This is a genomic window from Nostoc sp. UHCC 0302 (assembly GCF_038096175.1).
Taxonomy (GTDB): Bacteria; Cyanobacteriota; Cyanobacteriia; order Cyanobacteriales; family Nostocaceae; genus UHCC-0302.
This window is the reverse complement of sequence record NZ_CP151099.1, coordinates 1716356-1735985: the sequence shown is the minus strand read 5'-3', so window position 1 is coordinate 1735985 and position 19630 is coordinate 1716356. Positions and strand designations below refer to the sequence as shown.

Genomic DNA, 19630 nt, shown 5'->3' with positions numbered 1-19630 from the left:
TTATCTCCAAAATTATCACTGTGTAGAGATTTAAATTTCGGAGAAAAGCCTGTAAATACCAAAAGGGAAAAACCTGTCAATACTAAGAACAAAGATACTCACCGAATTAACTCTCGTTTTATAGCATGACATATAAGTCAATTCTCTGCATCCACTAAATGGTTAGTTTACCAGTGATGACGTAGGTGCGATTGCCCGAAAAGCAGTTGTGGCATTCTGGCAATTACAAATTGCCTTACTTATCGATTTTTTTGTCGTAGACTTTCCCTAAGCGTTATATCGCGGTTCTGGTTATTTAATGTTCTAAATTTTCCACTGAGTAACAGCTGTATAATCACCGCTACCTCAACAGGTGTGGATTTGCAGTATACCATTAGCCGTAATATGCGATCGCAACTTGATTGTTTCCATCACGGAGCGTGGGATTGAAATTAATGAACGAAATGTAAGTAAGGTATACTGGTACTCTCTGCACAATTGCTACCAAAACGCGTTTAACGAGTGTGTCATTCGACACAGAAATAGAAATCTATCGCATTGGAGAATCTGTTATATTTTGTCGGTAATTTTCCTGGCTCAGCCGCGCTTCTTCCGAAATAAACGTAACCATACATAAGAAATTCCAATTACAATCATGTTTTTTATAATTAAATTTATACTATTAATGTATGAAGATTTATGTCGTGATATTCTAACTCTGCCAACTAGAGTTGTAGATATCAGTACCGCACATCGTTGCATGGCTGTTACACGTGGTATTGTTTTGTGCGCCTGGACATCTCAATGCGGCTAACTCGGTATGCTGAGCAATGATGTCTGTTCTAAATCTTCCCTATTCAGGGTGGTAATTGGATTTCATTTCGTTACACTCAATATAGGCAACTAACACCAAGTTTGCACAACTCGTCCCTGTAACTGTTGTCCGAGCCAAGGTGTATTGCTAGAAAGTGTATGTAGATTTTTCCTTTCAACTTTCCAGGTTTGCTGGGGGTCAAATAGAGCCAGTTCTGCTGTTTGATTAGGTATAATCGCACTAACTTGCTGCCCCAAACACTCTGCTGCACGGCTACTTAAAGCCTGCCATAATTCTAAAACTGTGAATTCTTTAGTTTCTACAAGATACTGCCACAGCAAAGGCAATGCTAATTCTAAACCAATTGCTCCCGATGGCGCTTCAGCAAAGGCCTGGACTTTTTCTTCGTAGGTGTAGGGTGCATGGTCAATGGCGATCGCATCTATTACACCCGCACGCACTCCTTCACGTAACGCCGTTACATCACAAGGATTGCCCAAAGGGGGATCTAAATGCAAGCTAGTGTTATAACTTTTAACTGCTTTGGTATCCAGCAAAAGATGCATCCAAGTGGTGCTGGCAGTGATCGGTAAACCAGCAGCTTTTGCACTTGCTATCAGTTCCACACTGCGACTTGTAGAGACACGCATAATATGCACTGGTGTGCCTATAGCAGCTACCAATTCTAACAAAGAAGCGATCGCAGTAGTTTCAGCACTAGCGGTTACTGGAGGTAAACCCAGACGAATTGCTTCTGCACCTTCTCTCATTACCCCATTTGCTGCTAATTGGCGATCGCACGGCCAAAATGCTACTGGTTTGCCCAACGGCTGAAGATATTCCAACACTCGCCGCACCAGCCCCAAATTTTCTAACGGTCTACCATCACTAAAACCAACAACTCCAGCATTTGCTAAATCTGCCAATTCCGCCATCTGCTTCCCCGCTACATCTAGGGTAATAGCGCCCCAAACTTGAAGTAGGGGAGAAGAATGCAAACTCTCTTTTGCCCCTCTACTCCTCTGTAACTGTGCCACAAGCGCGGGATTATCAATAGCTGGGGATGTATCAGGTAAAATGCTAACTCTCGTAAAGCCGCCAGCCGCCGCAGCTTGTAACAGAGAAGAAAGTGTTTCTCGTTCTTCAAACCCTGGTTCACCTGAGTGACTGTATAAATCCACTAACCCAGTTCCGAGAACTAATCCCCGACAATCTTTGATTTGAGTATCAGGACTGATATCAGAAATTTTAGCAGCCACAGCTTGGATTTCATCATCAGCAATTAGCACATCAGCTATTTGATCAGTTCCAGAAACTGGGTCAATTACCCGTACTTGTTGTAGCAGTTCAGTCATAAAAGTTTTGAGTTATGAATTAGGAGTGATGAGTTATTTACTCTGCACTTCTAACTTTATTCCTCACTCCTCACTCCTAACTTTTTTACAATTCCCCTCACTCCTATAGAGACGCGCCATAGGGCATCTCTACTTTTTTACAATGCCCCAGCTGCTGTTTTGTCAAGTACGCCTCCACCTAAATGAGCAGTGATGTTCATTGCTTGCACTACTGGTAAACCATTTAACCCAGAGGGATAGTCAATCACACTGACTGCACCATTACCCTGGCGGAAATTCCAGAAATTTTTCAGCGATAAACCGAGAACATGACAAAGCAAGGTTTTATTAGTCGCGTCGTGAGCTACTACTAATACTGTTTTGTGTTGCTTGCTTAATGCTGCTTGCACAATTGATTGCCAAGCTGCGACGCTGCGTTCCCACACTTGTTGCAAATTTTCCCCTTCTGGCATTTGGACTTCTGCTGGCACTGTCCGCCAGCGGTGCAACTCTCCCGAAAACTCCTGCTCTATTTCTGTTTCTAACTTTCCTTCCCAAAGTCCGTGACCGATTTCTCTTAAACCATTTTGTAATTCTAACTCTACACTGGGATGCTGCTTTAAGATAATCTCTGCTGTTTCTTTGGGACGCAGCATTGGGCTACTCACGGCAAAATCAATCGCTACCTCTTGGAGAAATTCACCTGCTTTTTGGGCCTGTTGTCTGCCATTGTCGTTGAGAGGGACATCAATTTGCCCTTGAAATCTAGTTTGGCGATTCCACTCAGTTTCCCCATGACGTACTAGCAACAATCGTACTCCTTGATGATCTGGTCGTAATGAGGGCAGATTTTCTCCAGTATGTTGCGTCTGATTTAAAGACTCTAGTTGAACTGCTTCCCCCAATCCTCCAGAAAAATTAAGTATAGTAACGCCGCAGTTAGATTGCTGGATGGAATGGTAGCGACTTGGGGGAATATCCAAAGCTGTGCTGATGAGAGCGCGATTAATGCCGTTATGCCCCACTATGAGAATGGTTTTGTCTTGATGATGGGGCAAAATCTCTTGCCAAAACTGCTGCGCCTGTTTGTACAAAGCTAAGACAGGGAAATGTTCTCTTGTTCCCTCTGCATCTTTGATAAGCATTCGCAATTCATCGGGGTGTTCGTGCCACGTGCGGTAATCTTCTGCAAACTTCTGTTTGACATCAGATGTAAGCAATCCTTCCCACAAAGGCAGGTCAATTTCCCGCAGCAAATCAGAAACTTGGGGAGTGGTAGCCTGCTCAGGATAAGTAGCTAACTCGTTATAGATAATATCTGCTGTATGTTTTGCTCGTTGTAAGGGACTACTGTAAATTACGTTGAATAGAATATTACTGAGGGCTTTGCCTACTTTACTAGCATCGTTACGACCTTTATCGGTTAATGTTGACGCATCGGTGCGTCCTTGAATGCGCCGCTCGGTGTTGTAGCCGCTTTGACCGTGGCGTACAATGATGACACGAGTCATCGTCTTGCCCTCCTCTATCTAAAGGACTAATTTTACTGCAAAATGTCTGCGGAATTATCTAGTAGATAGATTTAGTATTTAAGCCAGCAGTAAAACTGCCCATCTAAATCCTTTAGATGGGCAGTAACATTGAGTAAAAAATTATACCTAATTACTCCTCGCCTAGATCCAACTGCACTTGCGCTCCTTGATTGTCGTTACCAGATTCAGCTGGTACTAACAAAACAGGAGTGTTTGGCTGCGAGAGTGATTCGTTAAAGCGTATTTTGACTGTAGTAGCGTTGCCTCTGCGATTATTCGTTGAAGAGTTGCTTCCTGGATTATTTGGCTCAAAAAATCTTTGGAAGTCATCTTGGGCTGTTCTTTTATTAATTCCTATTAGAGAATCACCAGTAACTGTGTATTGTTCTGTATTTGAGATTGATGCTGGTGACTGTGCGTACACCGAGTTTCCTAGGCTCATAAAGGCTGCCATCATTCCCAATGAAGCAATAATTTTGGTGTTCATTTGTTTTATCCAAATTCTTTTGCTATTGCTTGTTTTTATTCTCTAACCAGATTTTTTATAAATCTTAATGCTTTAGGCTAACTGGTTCTATAAAGAATTGTATTTTGTAAAATCATAAGTTGTCAATAATGATTAATTTTCTTAACTATAAATAAATAGACAAAATACTATTCTAAAAATGTATCGAATAATGCAGAAATTCAATATTATGTAGTCAAATTATAGCTGTTTGTAGTTGAGTCTAATACAGACCTAACCACTAACCCTTTACCTACAAGGGAAGGAGAGTAATACTCAAAGCTACTCTACTTGTAAGAGAGGTTAAAACTTTACTGCACTCAACCTAGACCGCCATATTAAAATAATATTAATTAAAATTAGATAAACTAATCGTACTGATAACTCAATTTAGAATTTGGCAACAAAAATAATAGTTTTTCTCGAATAAGAAGTGTCTACAGCAATCCAAGCTGAGTTGTAAACTGTTTGTACGAAAAACTGAGGAATAATCAACTTATTCACAAATTACAGATAGATTGCGATGGTAGCGATCGCTTATCCGTGATTTAGTTAACCTAGAGGCGACACTAGCTAGAAAATATCTATTATGAGGGCAGCATCACAAGAAGCCGTTGGTGGAGTTGCTGAGGTTGTCTGCTGTCGGTGATTTTAGCTGTTCAATCACAGCGTTATCATAAAATTTGCCTATAATTAGGTTAGCTTACTGACATAGTATAATACGCAAGATTAAGTGTTAATACGCTAAGTAATAATCAAGCAGGTAGTTAAAATACGTAGTTATATTTGTGAGGAAGGTTATGCAAATAGATAAAGTTATTGAGAGCTACGATCATGGAGCAGTGGATTATGAAGCAATTATGCTGCGTTACTGGCACATTGATCGCGAACCGTTAATTGCTTCCTTGCAACTTAGTCCAGGACAAACCGTGCTGGATGCTGCGGTAGGAACGGGTCTCAATCTTTTAGCCTATCCTGAAGGGGTACGTGTCGTCGGCGTTGATCTTTCTCATAAGATGCTCGATGAGGCACGTAAAAAGCGCGTATCCGCAGATATAACCCTGAAGATAGCGGATCTTCAAAATCTTGATTTTCCAGATAATAGCTTTGATGCCGCAGCATCGGGATTTACCCTTTGTGTTGTTGCTGATCCTGTCCGCGCTCTTGAGGAGATTTTACGAGTTACCAAACCTGGTGCATTTATCGCTATTCTCGATTATTGCAAGTCGCAAGACCCAGAGATAGAGAAATGGCAAGAGTTAATATCTGATGCAACTTCACAGTTAGGCTTTCCGACTGGCAAGATTAAGTGGAATGCATTGATGGATTATGATCAATTAATTTACAACAGTAAGCTTCCGATTGAGGTACTTCTGGATGAGCGCACAGAGAGTCCGAACCCGTTCTTATGTGGTTGTCGATTACTGCTTAAAAACTTGAAAAGTTAAAGACAACAGTATGTTGAGTTTTGTACTGGCAACATCACAACTGCCAGCTAACACTTCAAGGCAGGGGATGGATGTCCTCTGTGCTTAGTTATGGCTTAATATATTATCACTGGGTTTTTTGATAAACACCTATCCACAAAGTAATCCCCTTGAGCAACTCAATGGAAGAGTGGTACAAGCAAGACCTTGCTTATATTCATGATGTTGGTTACAGTGATTACGCTCTCAAATCTGCTCCTGGCATACTGGAAATCCTGGCTCAAAACAATATACACGAAGGTTTAATTGTGGAATTGGGTTGTGGCAGTGGATTGTCTGCATTGGAATTTACCAAAGCTAATTATCGTGTTCTCGGAATTGATATTTCTGAGTCGATGATTGCAATAGCCCGAACCAGAGTACCGGATGCCGAGTTTCAAATTCAGTCGCTGTTTCAGGCTGATATTCCTTTATGCAATGCCGTGACATCAATCAGTGAATGTCTCAACTACCTATTTGATCCAGAGAACAATCGCCAACTACTAGTTCAACTTTTTCATCGCATCTATAAGGCATTAGCTCCTGGAGGTATTTTCTTATTTGACATTGCAGAGCCAGGACAGGTTGACCAAGGAATTACAACCAAAGGGTTCACTGAAGGAAAAGATTGGATAGTTCTTGTTGAGAAGGAGGAAAACCAAGAGCAGGAGACATTGAGCCGTCGAATCATCAGCTTTCGCCAGGTAGGAGAACACTACAGAAGAGATGATGAAGTACACCATTTGCGGCTGTACAAAGCAACAGAGATTGGTGAAGAACTTGAGCAAGTCGGTTTCCAAGTTCAGATCATGCGAAGTTATGGTGAGTATGTACTGCCAAAAGCCCACGCCGCATTTATTGCACGTAAACCAATATAAAATGGCAACAAGCGATCGCAGCACAGCATAAAACCGTGTTTCAACTTCCCTAGCACACTGCAAAAGTTATTTACCGCTGCTGAAACACAAACATTAACTATCAAGCCTAGATCCATTTCAGTGATTGTTTTATAAATTCTGCACGAGATTGCGAGCAGACTGCACATCTTTTGCTACAAGAATAATGCAGTAGAAATAGATGTGAGAAAAAACAGTAAAGATGAAATTAAGCCAAACCTTCACAGTGGTTGAGTTTTTGAGCCGCTCAAAGTACGGAGATCCTGAGCGTGGGGACGATCGCCTTGTGATTACCCAAAACTTCGTCGCTGTCCTAGATGGTGCTACAGAGACTTCAGGCGCTCGTTATGATGGTCTTTCCTCCGGTCGTTTCGTGGCAGAAGTTGGCGCTCAAGTTCTGGAAAATCTTGATGCCAAGATTACCGCAATAGAGGCCGTACAGCAGTTAAATCAAGCTGTGGGAGAGTCTTTGCTACGAGTCAAACCAGATAAAACTCCCAATTATAGTCCTTGCTTCGTCATGGTAGTGTTTTCTGCCGCACGCGGAGAAATTTGGCGAGTTGGAGATTGTCAATACTTACTTGACGGTAAAGGTAACAATCCCTCCTTGCAAGTTGATGTCGTCACAACTAAGTTGCGATCGCTAATTGTGCGTTCCCACCTTGCTCAAGGTAAAACAATAGAAGAACTCCTGCAAGATGATCCCAGTCAAAAACATTTAACAACTTACTATGTACTGCAAACAGTTTTTCGGAATTATCTTGAAGACCCTTTCGGGTATGGGACTATTGATGGTACAAGAGTGCCTGACCAATATATTGAAGTAATTAAAATTCCAGAGCAAACTAAATCTATTGTGCTTGCTAGTGACGGTTATCCAGACCTCAGAGTAAGTCTTGCCGAAAGCGAAACAGCTCTTAGCGAAATATTGGCTCAAGACCCTTTATGCTATGACCTTTATTTAGCACAAAGAGGACTTTCACCTGATAGAGAATCATTTGATGATCGCACTTATGTTCGTCTTGAGTTGACATCAATTTAATTCCGATTCTTGTACCCCTTTCAACAACTACAGTGAACATCCAACTAGGTTTGCAGCTATTGATGGTAGACTACTCACACAAAGTTGGTAAAGTTAGACAAACTCGCGTTAAACGTATGATGCGATCGCTATTAAATTATTGGTGTTTATAGAGGTAAACAACACACTGTTATAAAATACGTTTGCCTTGATGTCGCTGATGCCACTGCCAAGCGTGAGTCAGGATTTCGCTGAGGTTGGGATATTGTGGATGCCAACCCAAAACTTTAGTTGCTTTATCGCTACTGCCGACTAAAATCGGGGGATCACCAGCCCGGCGATCGCCTTTAGCACTTTGCTAACTCCTAAGTCCTTTTGTTACCCGAATGCTTATCGCATAGCTCCTCTGCAAGAGGCACGCGCAATTGCATAAATTAGATAGAACCAGAAAGCTTTATTTCAATTGAAATAGAATAAGGGTTGGCTGTAAAGCCATACCATTGCTGTGTCTCTATCATTGAATTTTTGGCTTATACAAATGAAAAGCGCTGTATGTGACAATTACAATGTTATTGATTGTGAAGTGGTGAAAATAGCACCAGTAGTAGATTCAGTAGTATTACAATTTACGGTAGCTAAATTCGTTTATAAAATTATTTGATATCAGGCATCGGCTTAGGGATGGTTTGCATCTGGAAACTGACGCTAAATTTACCGAGATTTTGTTTATTCCTAGTTCCTTCAAGTTAGAGAAAATGACTATACTAGAAGCAATTGGCACTCCAATTGGAGGCTACGCACCTGATTTTGAACTGCCAGGAATTGATAATCAAGTACATCATCTCAGCCGTTATTTAAACAAATTCCGCGCAGTCGGCGTCATTTCCATGTGCAACCACTGCCCTTATGTAGAGTTGTATATAGACAGGCTTAAGAGTATTCAAGCGGAATTTGCTGAAAGCGGCTTCATCCTAATTGGGATGAATGGCAGTAATGGTGATCATAAAGAAAGCTTTGACAACATGAAAGCTTTTGCCGAACGTTACGAATTCAACTTTCCCTACCTGTGGGACTCAACCCAAGATGTTACCCGCAGTTTTGGTGCCACGAAAACACCAATGGCTTTCTTAATAGATAAAAATGGTATAGTACGCTACAAAGGGCAAATCGATGATCATGTCCATGACCCAGCATCTATAGGAGAAAATTATTTAAGAACTGCGATCGCCTCTCTGTTTCAAGGTCAAGAAATACATCTAGTGGAAACAGAACCAGTGGGTACTTCATTGATCTGGCGCAACTAGACATAGATAGTCCCTGTAACTGCTATCTTAAATTGGAGGCAATTGCAACTTTTTTGATAAAGCGTAACTTCATGGGAACGAATTACCGACGGGTTTTACTCAAACTGAGCGGTGAAGCCTTAATGGGCAACATGGGCTATGGCATTGATCCAGAAGTGGTCAAAGGCATAGCACAAGAAGTAGCAGAGGTGATAGCCACTGGCACTCAAATCGCCATCGTCGTTGGCGGCGGCAATATTTTTCGGGGCGTCAAAGCGGCGTCGGCGGGGATGGACAGGGCAACCGCTGACTACATTGGCATGATTGCCACGGTAATGAACGCCATGACGCTGCAAGATTCCCTAGAACGAATAGGGGTTCAGACGCGGGTACAAACTGCGATCGCTATGCAAGAATTAGCGGAACCGTATATTCGTCGTCGTGCCATCCGTCATCTTGAGAAAGGGCGGGTGGTAATTTTTGGTGCAGGTTCTGGAAATCCCTTCTTTACCACAGATACCACTGCTGCTTTAAGAGCCGCAGAAATTGATGCCGAAGTGATTTTTAAAGCCACCAAGGTAGACGGAGTATACGATGCTGACCCTCACGTTTATCCTGATGCCAGGCGTTACAACAGCCTCACCTACGCGCACGTCTTGGCTCAAGATTTGCGGGTAATGGATAGCACTGCGATTGCCTTGTGTAAAGAAAATAATATCCCAATTCTTGTATTTGACTTGTCGGTGCGAGGCAATATCCACCGTGCAGTTTTGGGAGAAACTATCGGTACCCTTGTGGGAGGTTCTTGTGACATTAGCTGAAGCTGAAAGTACGATGCAAAAGACTGTTGAGGCGACTCAACGTGCTTTTAACACAATTCGCACTGGTCGCGCCAATGCGAGTTTACTAGATAAAGTAGCAGTAGACTACTACGGTTCGCCTACGCCCTTGAAGTCACTGGCAAACATTAGCACACCAGATGCCACAACGATTCTGATTCAGCCTTACGATCGCAGCAGCTTAAATCTGGTCGAAAAGGCGATTTCCCTGTCAGATGTGGGATTAACCCCCAGCAACGATGGTTCTGTAATTAGGCTAAATATTCCGCCATTAACAAGCGATCGGCGTAAAGAATTTGTCAAAATTGCTGCTAAGTATGCCGAAGAAGGTCGCATTGGCATTCGTAACATTCGTCGCGATGCCATAGATGCCATTCGCAAACAGGAAAAAAACGCTGAAATTTCCGAAGACGAAGCACGCGACCAGCAAGACAAACTGCAAAAACTGACAAACAAGTACACTGCTAAAATAGACGAATTATTGGCAGAAAAAGAAAAAGACATCTCAACTGTCTAAAGTGTGATGTATAAAGAATAAATGCTGAAGAATTTATCGATGATTCTTCAGCATTTATTCTTTTTGGGGATATTTACTAAAATTTATCTAAATGGCCAATATTTCCTAAAAAAACAAAAAAATTAACAAATTTAGGAGCCAAAATTTAGCCATATGTACGACTGCATCATCGTCGGCGCTGGGCCAGCTGGTGGAACAGCTGCATATCATTTAGCCAAGCAAGGGCGCTCAGTATTAGTATTAGAAAAAGAATCCTTACCAAGATATAAACCTTGTGGTGGTGGTGTATCGCCAGCGATCGCTCAATGGTTTGACTTTGACTTTAGTCCGGCGATTTCTGTGAAAGTAGACTCCTTGCGCTTTACCTGGAAATTGGGTGATCCTGTGGAAGCGAAAATCGCCACAAAAGAACCAGTCTGGATGGTGCGGCGAGATGTTTTTGACCATTTCCTAGTACAGCAAGCCCAGAAGCAAGGCGCTGAACTCCAAGACAACACAGAAGTAACAGGTATTGAGTTTAAAAGCGACCATTGGCAAGTTAACACAGCCAATGGCCCAGTTACAGGTCGCTACTTAATCGCGGCTGATGGTGCTAAAGGGCCGATGGCAAAATGGCTAGGCTTCAAAGACCGCAAACGCCGCTTAGCTGGGGCTTTAGAAGCAGAAGTTCCTGCTGTTGTAGAAGATAAATCCACCATTCACTTCGAGTTCGGCTTGGTGAAAAACGGCTATATTTGGAACTTCCCCAAAGCTGATGGTTATTCAATTGGCGTAGGTACATTTATCGGCGGTGAACGCCAAGACTTCAAAAAGATTTTGGATGAGTACGCGCGATCGTTCAATGTAGATATTAAAACTAGCAAGCAGTATGGTCACCCCATTTCTATATGGGATGGCACTCAAAACTTGCATACTCAAAATGCCGTTTTGGCAGGGGAAGCTGCTTGTGTTGTTGACCCCATGACAGCAGAAGGTATTCGTCCCTCAATTTTTAGCGGATTGCTAGCAGCGGGAGCTATTAATGAAGCCCTTGCTGGTGATTTCGACGCTTTAGAAAAATACAGCAATGCCATCAATGAGCAATGGGGTAGTGAAATGGCTTGGGCGCAAAAATTAGCTGGAGCATTTTATCGCTTTCCCGGCATTAGCTATAAAGTTGGTGTCAAGCGTCCCTCCGGCGCTCAGATCATGGGTAAGATTCTCTGTGGAGAACTGCGCTATGGCGATGTTGCAGGCCGAGCGCTGAAGCGTTTAATTCCAGGTTTTGGGGGCTAGTCATAAGCAGGAGTGGGGGGGCAGGGAGCAAGGGGGGCAGAGGAGCAGGGGGAGCAGGGGGGGCAGAGGAGAAAAACTCCTAACTCAGCACTCAGCACTCAGCACTTTCAATGCCCTATGCCCCACTCTCAAACTATATTTATTTCTTGCAACAGCCAAAAACCAGCAAAAGATTCTGCTTGGGGATCGGACTGCACTCCTATAAAATGCACTCCATTAGCTTTTTGCTTGGACTCTTCAAAACCTTTAGCTTCAGCTAAAGTTTGGGGATTCTTAATATTTGCTAAAATCCAGCTTTCAGTCACACCAGTTTCTAAAACCAATCTCTCCCCTTTGCTGGTGTCAAATCTTAAAAATGCCAACTCTAAACCAGACATCCAAGCTGCTAAGGGCAACGCTCTGGGTGAAAAAATCAAAACGCCAGGAATACGAGTTTCTGGGGACACTTTTGCCAACTCTAAGGGAAAAGCTTCACCAAAGCCAATTTCCCATTCTGACATTTCTAGAAAATCCGCGGCTTGTAAGCTGACAAAAGTCCATTGCTGTCCTTCTAAAGCATCTGGTAAACGTTGGGGTAAGGGTTTTTCCAAACGTACTGAGGGATTAGTTCCTCCTTGATACCCTGGTTCTTGAGGGTACACTTGCTCCATCCGTTCTTCCAGCCATTGGTTGAGAACTAGAGTGCGGCGGCTAGGCTGGGCGGGAACACCTAACTCTTGGCAGGCTTTAGTTATCATGTTGCTCATTTGACGGCGGAAAAAGCGGATTTTAATTGGTGCTTCTCCTGCTTTGTCAATGGCTTCTTGCAACGCCGTCCTTAGCCAGCCCGAATTTACTTGAGTACTAGAACAATATTGAGCATAGCGAAACAAAGAATCTGTTTTTGTGCTGATATCCGCAGGACTCTCGCAAACTAAGACTTCCCAAACTTTTTTCTGATTTTCGTCCAGAATAGGACGGGAGTAAAAATCGATTTCCCAAATACTGCCCATGTTTTGCGGTAAAAATCTGGCTGTTATATTTATCCTGATATTTTGATCATACGAGTGTTAGGGCAGCATTGGACATTAGGAGTGCTGTTAGCGATAGCAGGACATTGAGCAGCCTGCTGAGTGCTGAGTTAGGAGTTTTTCTCCTCTGCCCCCCCTGCTCCCCTGCCCCCTCATCTCCACGACTCACCAATGCCATACACACTGTTTCGTTAAAATAAGGTGGCGTTGAATGTCCAGGAAAACCCAAACGTTTCTATCAGAGGTTCTATGTCCCTGACAATTCAAGACTTGGAAAAAATGCAGCAGCAGTATCCTGACTACCGCATGGAACTAGTTCAAGGAAATATCATTGTTATGAGTCCGTCAGGATATGAATCAGATGAGGTTGCAGCGGCGATGATTGCTCAGCTACATAACTGGGTTCGACCTCGTAAACTTGGACGGGTAGCAGCTTCCAGTGCTGGTTTCAGACTGCCAAACTCGGATTTACGCGCACCTGATGCGTCGTTTGTTTTGGCACAACGCTTGCGTCGCAGTCCTAAGTCTTTTGCTCAGTTGGCTCCTGATTTGACGGTTGAAGTTAAGTCCCCCAGCGACAATTTAAAGGAATTGCGAGCAAAAGTTCAAGAATTTCTGGCTTTGGGAACGAAGGTAGGAATTCTGATTAACCCTGATGAACGGATTGTTGAAGTTTACGACTCTGGAAAAGAAGTAATCATACTTCGTGATGGGGATGTGCTGACGCTTCCCGATTTGCTTCCAGGACTGGAAGTGCAGATTTCAGATTTGTGGTCGCCAGAATTTGATTAACAGTAAAAATTAATAAATGGGCAGTTAATCGCGGTTTTTGTGGGCTAGTTGTCTCTCCTTTACCCTCTACCCCTAGCGGTTAACGCCTAGTAGTGTAAAAATATTCCTACTTTCGTAACTCAATAAAAAATATGACTATGCATTCCACACTTCAAGGTGCATTTACTAACCGCCGTGTTCTGAAAGTTATTAGCGGTTTGAATAACTTTGACAGCGATCGCGTTGCTGCTATTGTTAAAGCTGCTGAACTTGGCGGTGCTACTTTTGTCGATATTGCTGCCGATCCTGCCTTAGTCCAATTAGCTAAATCTTTGATAAATTTACCGATTTGTGTTTCAGCAGTAGAGCCAGAGCAATTTGTGCAAGCTGTGGCGGCTGGTGCTGATTTAATTGAAATTGGCAATTTCGATTCCTTCTATGCCCAAGGACGTCGCTTTGAGGCTCCTGAAGTACTAGAGTTGACTCAGCAAACCCGCGCTCTCCTCCCCGACATTACCCTATCTGTCACCGTTCCCCACATCCTGAAACTAGACCAACAGGTACAGCTAGCAGAGGAACTGGTGAAAGCCGGGGCAGATATCATCCAGACTGAAGGCGGTACTAGTAGCAACCCAGTTCATCCAGGAAGCTTGGGATTAATCGAAAAAGCTGCTCCCACCTTGGCAGCAGCTTATGAGATTTCCCGTGCAGTTTCAGTGCCTGTATTGTGTGCTTCAGGGATTTCTAGTGTCACAGCACCATTAGCGATCGCCGCTGGTGCTGCTGGTGTTGGTGTTGGTTCTGCCATCAACCAACTTAATAGCGAAGTGGCAATGATTGCTGCTGTGCGTGGCTTAGTAGAAGCTTTGGTGACTGCTGGCAGTCGCGCGATCGCTTAGATAATAGGAGTGGGAGAGGGGGAGAGGGGGGGACAAAAGTAATTGTTGACTTAATATCCTCCACTCTCCCACTCCCCCACTTCCCCACTCCCCCACTCCTCCTTTATCCCAAACAATCCTTCAAAGCATAAATTACCTGATCTTGCTGCTGGTCTGTAAGTTCTGGGAACATGGGCAAGGATATGACCTCATGACAAGCTTGCTCTGCCACTGGTAATTCCCCTTGCTGATAGCCCAAACTTTGATAAACTGGCTGCAAATGTAAAGGGTAAGGGTAGTAAATCATTGAACTTACTCCCTGCTCTTGCAATTGATTACGTACCCAATCTCGATATTTGGCGCTAGAACCATTTCGATCCTCGCCTGAGATCCGAATAGTGTATTGATTCCAGACCCCAGCTCCCCCCGGTAATTCTTGGGGTGGAATGATACCTGGAACTTGACTGAGGAACTGGTAATAATAATTGGCGATCGCTCGCCGTCTATCATTCCAAATATCTAAATAACGCAGCTTAATTTGCAAAATAGCCGCTTGTAGAGCATCCAAGCGGCTATTTACACCTATTTCCTCGTGGATATAGCGAATTTTACTCCCATGATCTCTTAATATTCGCAGCTTGACTGCGATCGCTGAGTCATTAGTCGTGATTGCGCCGCCGTCACCACAACCCCCAAGATTCTTGGTAGGGTAGAAACTAAAGCAACCAATATGTCCAATGCTTCCTACTTTTTGATTCTCCCAAATTGCTCCTGTAGACTGAGCGCAATCTTCAATTACTGACAAATTGTGAGCCTCGGCGATCGCCATCAGCGCCGTCATATCTACAGGCTGTCCAAATATGTGAACCGGGATAATCGCTTTGGTTTTAGGTGTAATCGCTGCTGCTATTTTCTCCACATCCAAATTAAATGTAGTGGCGTCAATATCAACGAAAACTGGCTTTGCACCCACGGCGCTAATCACTTCAGCTGTAGCAATGAAGGTGAAAGGCGTTGTAATTACTTCATCGCCTGCACCAATTTCTAAAACTCGTAGCGCTAAATAGAGCGCATCAGTACCAGAATTACAAGCTACACATTCAGATACACCGTGATATGTAGCAAACTGTTGTTCAAAGCTTTCGACCTGGGGGCCGCCAATATAACGACCAGAAGCCAGAACCTCTAAGACGACTGCACTCACTTCTGCTTCGATAGTGGTGTATTGCTGCTTGATATCAAACGCAGGAACGGGATTTACACTTTGGATCATGAGTTCTCATTTTATCTGAAGATACAGAGGATGCAATTCGACGGTCAATTTTTGCTGATTGAATTGTTAATCAAAAAGCTAATTGTAAGACCGTCGCCCAGGATACGAATCTGTTATGGTTTTTACTAAAATTGTGGTGCAGTAAGCGATCGCACATTTAATTTACAGATATAAGGATACTAGGTATTTGCCATGTTAGTGCTGTGCTATTTTGAGCAAAGCCGGAGATACTCTGTTTTCAGAGAAGTCTGAGGGCGGGCTTTTGCTGCTCTGAAATTCAGTGATTTTGAATTGCAGAAAGTGATATATATCAACCAAGATCCAACACATAGAATCAAAGTTCCAGGTGTGGAGGCTGTTTTAAACAGAAAATACCAGGAGATAGATCAGCCATGCAGGGTTTAATCAAGCTAGATATGGTAGATTTGGCTTTCGCTATAGGATTAATGGCGATCGCCATTGGTTTATCTGCGTGGGAAAAAATAGGACTAGAGTTAAATTTAGCCCTTGCTAGCGGTAGAACTATCCTACAACTACTCGTATTGGGATACATTTTAGATTTAATCTTTGCCCTGGACAATGTTTGGGCAGTTTTGGCGATTTTAGTAGTATTGCTGACAATTACGGCGATTGTCGCACGAAATCGCATCAGCCAAAAGATTCCTTATGTCTTGCCTTTGGTGTGGGGTGCAATTTTCGCCAGTACTGCTTTGACAGTGCTTTACACTAACTTCTTGATTATTCAACCAGATAAATGGTATGAGCCACAGTATATGATTCCCCTAACAGGGATAGTTTTGGGTAATGCTATGAATGCAGCCGCGATCGCCGGGGAACGCCTTGTCAGCACCATCAACGCGTCTACTTTAGAAATAGAAACCCACTTGAGCTTAGGCGCAACTCCAGAGCAAGCAGTTAGCCAATACCGAAAAGAAGCTATCAGAGCCGGATTCATTCCTACCCTGAATCAAATGATGCTTATAGGTATGGTAGCAATCCCAGGAATTAGCACCGGACAATTGCTGGCTGGAGTCAAACCCCTAGATGCTGTATCCTATGAAATTTTGATTATGTTCATGATTGCTTTCGCGAATTTATTGACAACACTTTTAGTTACTAAGGGATTGTGTCGTCAGTTTTTTAATTCCGCCGCGCAATTGGTGAAATGAGGGGGAGTGGGGGAGTGGGAGAGTGGGAGAGTGGGGGAGTGGGGGAGTGGGGGAGTGGGGGAGTGGGGGAGTGGGGGAGTGGGGGAGTGGGGGAGTGGGAGAGTGGGGGAGTGGGGGAGTGGGAGAGTGGGGGAACGGGGGAACGGGGGAGTGGGAGAGTGGGGGAGTGGGAGGTGGGGGAAGCAATATCTTCCTTATCTGCCTCATTTTCTCTTGTTATCTGAAGTAGGAATGATCCATTTATCTGAGTTGTGAATCATGCTCACGAGGATACTAAGAATCGAATTATAAGTGCGATAGAGGTTCCGTCCGTTTTCAACATCAAGATAATTACAATTAACCGCAAATTCTAGCCACGTTTGAGTTTCTCCTGCTTCTGCTTCTGCATCACTCAGTTTGGCTATAAATGCTGCTTCATATCTCCGTTTGCGCCATGCTTCTGCTAAATTAGCGCATACCGAACGTGAGGCGCGACGAATATGATCTGTTAAAGAATACTTTTCTTCCACAGGAAATTTCTTAGAAAATTCAAAAATTTGCATAGCAGCATCAAATGCTATTTGATACACGTCCAAATCTCTATGACCCCTAATTAATTCCCTTGGCATCTCTCCCCATCACCTCATACATGGAAATACAGAAAAATTCACTCCCCCCTCTCCCACTCCCCACTCTCCCCCACTCCTCTTCCTACCCTTCTAGTGTGCGCGTATAAATTATCTGACCTTGGGCGTTATAGAGGAATAGGGACAAGTTGGCATTCTCACTAATTATGCCTAGCGCTTCCTGTAAGATTTGCAAGTGATTGGCAATGTCATTAGAAGTACTTGGGTTCTCTGAATAGCTACTAGCCAAGCTATCTTGAATTAATTGGTCATATTCAGGAGTCAACCGGACAATAATTCCTTTGTTGTCTATGCTAAAAATACAAATTTGGATTGCATTAACACAAGTTTTATCTAAGTCAGCGCGGGTTTGTTGCAAACTACTAACAACTTGTACTTTTTCTTGTGCTTGTTTGAGTGCAGCTGAGTAGGGTTCGATAAGGGTCTGAGCTTGACTGTAGTAAAAGCTATCCCGAGTAATCTGTTTACTAGCTTGCAAAGCTTGATCCCAATATGTAGCTGCTGCTTGCCATTGGTTTTGCTGCTCATAGGCTTTGGCCTGTTTGGCGGTGCTAATAGCTTGTTGGTAGGTTTTAGCAGCTAATTGTTCTTTAGTAGCGCGATCGCGTGCTGTTGCTAGTTTAGGTTTATAGTCTACTAACAGCTTTTGTGCTTCTTGGTATTCTGGGCTACTCAACGGAATAATATTCAAAGCATTAACTGCTACTTGCCAAGTAGACTGAACTTTTTGCCAGTCATTCAAGGATTTGGCGGTAGTTTGTCGGTTTGCGGCGACATTAGCCACCGCTTTGGCTGCTGTGAGTTTTTTTAACCATTTTTCCTCAGTGAGTATCTGTTGATTAACAGTGTGTAAGCTCACACGATAATTAAGTAATTTAACTTGTACTAGTGCATACAGTTCGCTATTAGAAGTTATCGCCTCTAGTGGTGCGATCGCCTGCCGCCATAAATGTTGCCTAGCTTGCAATTCCTCTAGGCTATTTGCAGGAGTTTGAGTTTTTTGTACCGCTAAGGATGCTGTCTGTAAAGCCTTTACCACTTGGTCAATTTTTTCTGACCGTGCAGACAAACTTACTTTTAGTTCTTCTGAGGTTTGGTAACGGGGTGACCAATGAGGAATTATCTTCAAGGCTGTGCTGGTTGCTTCAAGTTGCTGTTGTACAGCTACTAATTCCTGTTCAGACTTCGCACGGCGTATTAGTTGCGGAGATTCTGTTTTTAATTGTTCAGCAGTTTGTATTTCTTTACATTCAGACATCACACAAGGGCGACTCAGTAAGTAACCAGCACTGACTGAGACTACAACTCCTACCAAAGCTGCACCCAGCAAAATCGGTTTAATTTGACGTGCTGGCTTAGAGTTGGAAAAATTAGCTACATCAGTGAAAGAGTCAAACAGTTCTTCCTCTTCAGTCTCATCAGTTGATGATGAGTAGGTCAGAGAGGAAGCTGAGGGAGGAAGAAAGGGAGAAGGAGGGAATAATAATTGTTCACTAATTCCTGCTTTTCCTGCTTCCTCTATCTCCTCTGCCCCCCTGCCCCTCGGCTTGACTGCGAGAAAACGTTTGGCATAAGGGAGTTTTTCACTGAAGACTCTGAGGAAACACTGAACTCGCTGCTCTCTAGGGGGTGAGAGGGAATCGAGTACTTCTTCAAGTACTGCAAAGATTTTCTCAGAATCAACTATCGTTGCTGATGAATGTTGCGTTAAAATCAATAACTCGTCTTTATTGATCGCGCACTTAATCTGGAAGACTTCAGCAGATGGAACTTGTGCAAGCAAGTGTTCTTGGAAAGTTTTAGCTAAAAGCTCTAAATCTTCCTGCTGAACTGCTTCTTTTATAGAACGTTCCTGCGGATCTTCTAGATAATAATTTTTCTTATTGTTAAGGGTAGGAGTTGAAATTGTTCGGTTTGTTGAATCCAGATGCACAGCTTAACCAACCATAGCCAGAAAATTATATGACCAACTTTCTAACACAAATTCTGATATTTCAGGAAAAATTAAAAGAGCAGCCATTGTTTGCGTTGCTACATTTTTAAACTGCTAGATGCCAAATTTGGCAATTTGACTTCAAGTAGAATTTAGCGATAAAAAATGGGAATAATAAAATTTTTGAGTAGCTATCGCCCTCAAATCATTTACCAACTAGTTGTGAACAAATTATCTAAAGGTTAAGGAAAGGATGCTATGTTAGAGGTTTTTGACATAAATGCTGGTTATCTTCTATCCTGGCAAATTTACGGAGAATATTAATCACGTATTATGGATTAAAAAAAAGCAGATCAGGTATAGAAATTAATTTGCCTCATTTGCTGAATTCGATAAGATTGATCCGTGAAAAAGAAATTTTTATAGCTGCCAAAAGCTGAATTTCACAATAAAGGTGCTGCACAAGATTGAAGAGAGTGCCAAACTAAATGCTTTGCAAGTCACGATAC

Annotated in this window: 18 protein-coding genes; 10 read left to right on the top strand and 8 right to left on the bottom strand. The window is 43.0% G+C overall.

Annotated features, from left to right (window positions below):
• Window positions 1-373: 373 nt before the first annotated feature.
• The 4 genes from WKK05_RS07160 to WKK05_RS07145 all read right to left on the bottom strand — a co-directional run bounded on the left by WKK05_RS07160 (window position 374) and on the right by WKK05_RS07145 (window position 4146).
• Window positions 374-517 (bottom strand): hypothetical protein, encoded by a 144-nt coding sequence (locus WKK05_RS07160; protein WP_341529069.1) that lies wholly within the window; start codon window positions 515-517, stop codon window positions 374-376.
• A gap of 365 nt (window positions 518-882) precedes the next feature.
• Entirely contained in the window at window positions 883-2148 is a 1266-nt protein-coding gene (locus tag WKK05_RS07155) for a dihydroorotase (RefSeq protein WP_341529068.1), read from the bottom strand.
• A gap of 137 nt (window positions 2149-2285) precedes the next feature.
• Window positions 2286-3638 carry a histidine phosphatase family protein gene (locus tag WKK05_RS07150; protein WP_341529067.1) on the bottom strand — a complete coding sequence of 451 codons (1353 nt, stop codon included), beginning with the start codon at window positions 3636-3638 and terminating at the stop codon, window positions 2286-2288.
• Between the two features lie 151 nt (window positions 3639-3789).
• The gene (locus tag WKK05_RS07145; protein WP_341529066.1) at window positions 3790-4146 is read right to left on the bottom strand and encodes a hypothetical protein; all 357 of its coding nucleotides are present in this window, start codon (window positions 4144-4146) and stop codon (window positions 3790-3792) included.
• An 806-nt stretch (window positions 4147-4952) separates the two neighbouring features.
• Here WKK05_RS07145 and WKK05_RS07140 point away from each other — a divergent pair.
• The 7 genes from WKK05_RS07140 (at window position 4953) to WKK05_RS07110 (ending at window position 11461) form a co-directional block, all read left to right on the top strand.
• Window positions 4953-5612: a methyltransferase domain-containing protein gene (locus WKK05_RS07140; RefSeq protein WP_341529065.1), complete on the top strand. Its 660-nt coding sequence runs from the start codon at window positions 4953-4955 to the stop codon at window positions 5610-5612.
• 161 nt (window positions 5613-5773) lie between these two features.
• Window positions 5774-6508: a class I SAM-dependent methyltransferase gene (locus WKK05_RS07135; protein WP_341529064.1), complete on the top strand. Its 735-nt coding sequence runs from the start codon at window positions 5774-5776 to the stop codon at window positions 6506-6508.
• A gap of 220 nt (window positions 6509-6728) precedes the next feature.
• Entirely contained in the window at window positions 6729-7568 is an 840-nt protein-coding gene (locus WKK05_RS07130) for a hypothetical protein (protein ID WP_341529063.1), read from the top strand.
• Window positions 7569-8302: 734 nt separating this feature from the next.
• Window positions 8303-8851 (top strand): thioredoxin family protein, encoded by a 549-nt coding sequence (locus WKK05_RS07125; RefSeq protein WP_341529062.1) that lies wholly within the window; start codon window positions 8303-8305, stop codon window positions 8849-8851.
• A 71-nt stretch (window positions 8852-8922) separates the two neighbouring features.
• Window positions 8923-9651: a UMP kinase gene (gene pyrH / locus WKK05_RS07120; protein ID WP_341529061.1), complete on the top strand. Its 729-nt coding sequence runs from the start codon at window positions 8923-8925 to the stop codon at window positions 9649-9651.
• Complete coding sequence (frr, locus tag WKK05_RS07115; RefSeq protein ID WP_341529060.1) at window positions 9638-10186, top strand: ribosome recycling factor; 549 nt, start codon at window positions 9638-9640, stop codon at window positions 10184-10186. The genes pyrH and frr overlap by 14 nt, the downstream gene beginning before the upstream one ends.
• Before the next feature lie 153 nt (window positions 10187-10339).
• Window positions 10340-11461, top strand: a complete 1122-nt coding sequence (locus WKK05_RS07110; protein ID WP_341529059.1) for a geranylgeranyl reductase family protein — start codon at window positions 10340-10342, stop codon at window positions 11459-11461.
• A 128-nt stretch (window positions 11462-11589) separates the two neighbouring features.
• On the opposite strand, the gene WKK05_RS07105 is transcribed toward WKK05_RS07110, so the two are convergent.
• A complete protein-coding gene (locus WKK05_RS07105) occupies window positions 11590-12453 on the bottom strand; it encodes a Tab2/Atab2 family RNA-binding protein (protein WP_341529058.1) in 864 nt (287 codons plus the stop codon).
• A gap of 267 nt (window positions 12454-12720) precedes the next feature.
• Between WKK05_RS07105 and WKK05_RS07100 the strand changes: the two genes are divergently transcribed.
• Window positions 12721-13263 carry a Uma2 family endonuclease gene (locus tag WKK05_RS07100; protein ID WP_341529057.1) on the top strand — a complete coding sequence of 181 codons (543 nt, stop codon included), beginning with the start codon at window positions 12721-12723 and terminating at the stop codon, window positions 13261-13263.
• Between the two features lie 131 nt (window positions 13264-13394).
• Entirely contained in the window at window positions 13395-14141 is a 747-nt protein-coding gene (locus tag WKK05_RS07095) for a DUF561 domain-containing protein (protein ID WP_341529056.1), read from the top strand.
• A gap of 103 nt (window positions 14142-14244) precedes the next feature.
• Here WKK05_RS07095 and WKK05_RS07090 read toward each other — a convergent pair whose 3' ends face one another.
• The gene (locus WKK05_RS07090; protein ID WP_341529055.1) at window positions 14245-15393 is read right to left on the bottom strand and encodes a DegT/DnrJ/EryC1/StrS family aminotransferase; all 1149 of its coding nucleotides are present in this window, start codon (window positions 15391-15393) and stop codon (window positions 14245-14247) included.
• A gap of 392 nt (window positions 15394-15785) precedes the next feature.
• On the opposite strand from WKK05_RS07090, the gene fetB reads away from it, so the two are divergent.
• Window positions 15786-16562, top strand: a complete 777-nt coding sequence (gene fetB / locus WKK05_RS07085; protein ID WP_341529054.1) for an iron export ABC transporter permease subunit FetB — start codon at window positions 15786-15788, stop codon at window positions 16560-16562.
• 203 nt (window positions 16563-16765) lie between these two features.
• On the opposite strand, the gene WKK05_RS07080 is transcribed toward fetB, so the two are convergent.
• Together WKK05_RS07080 and WKK05_RS07075 are read right to left on the bottom strand one after the other, a co-directional pair.
• Window positions 16766-17170 (bottom strand): four helix bundle protein, encoded by a 405-nt coding sequence (locus tag WKK05_RS07080; protein ID WP_341529053.1) that lies wholly within the window; start codon window positions 17168-17170, stop codon window positions 16766-16768.
• A gap of 82 nt (window positions 17171-17252) precedes the next feature.
• Entirely contained in the window at window positions 17253-19031 is a 1779-nt protein-coding gene (locus WKK05_RS07075; RefSeq protein ID WP_341531039.1) for a hypothetical protein, read from the bottom strand.
• Between the last annotated feature and the right edge of the window lie 599 nt (window positions 19032-19630).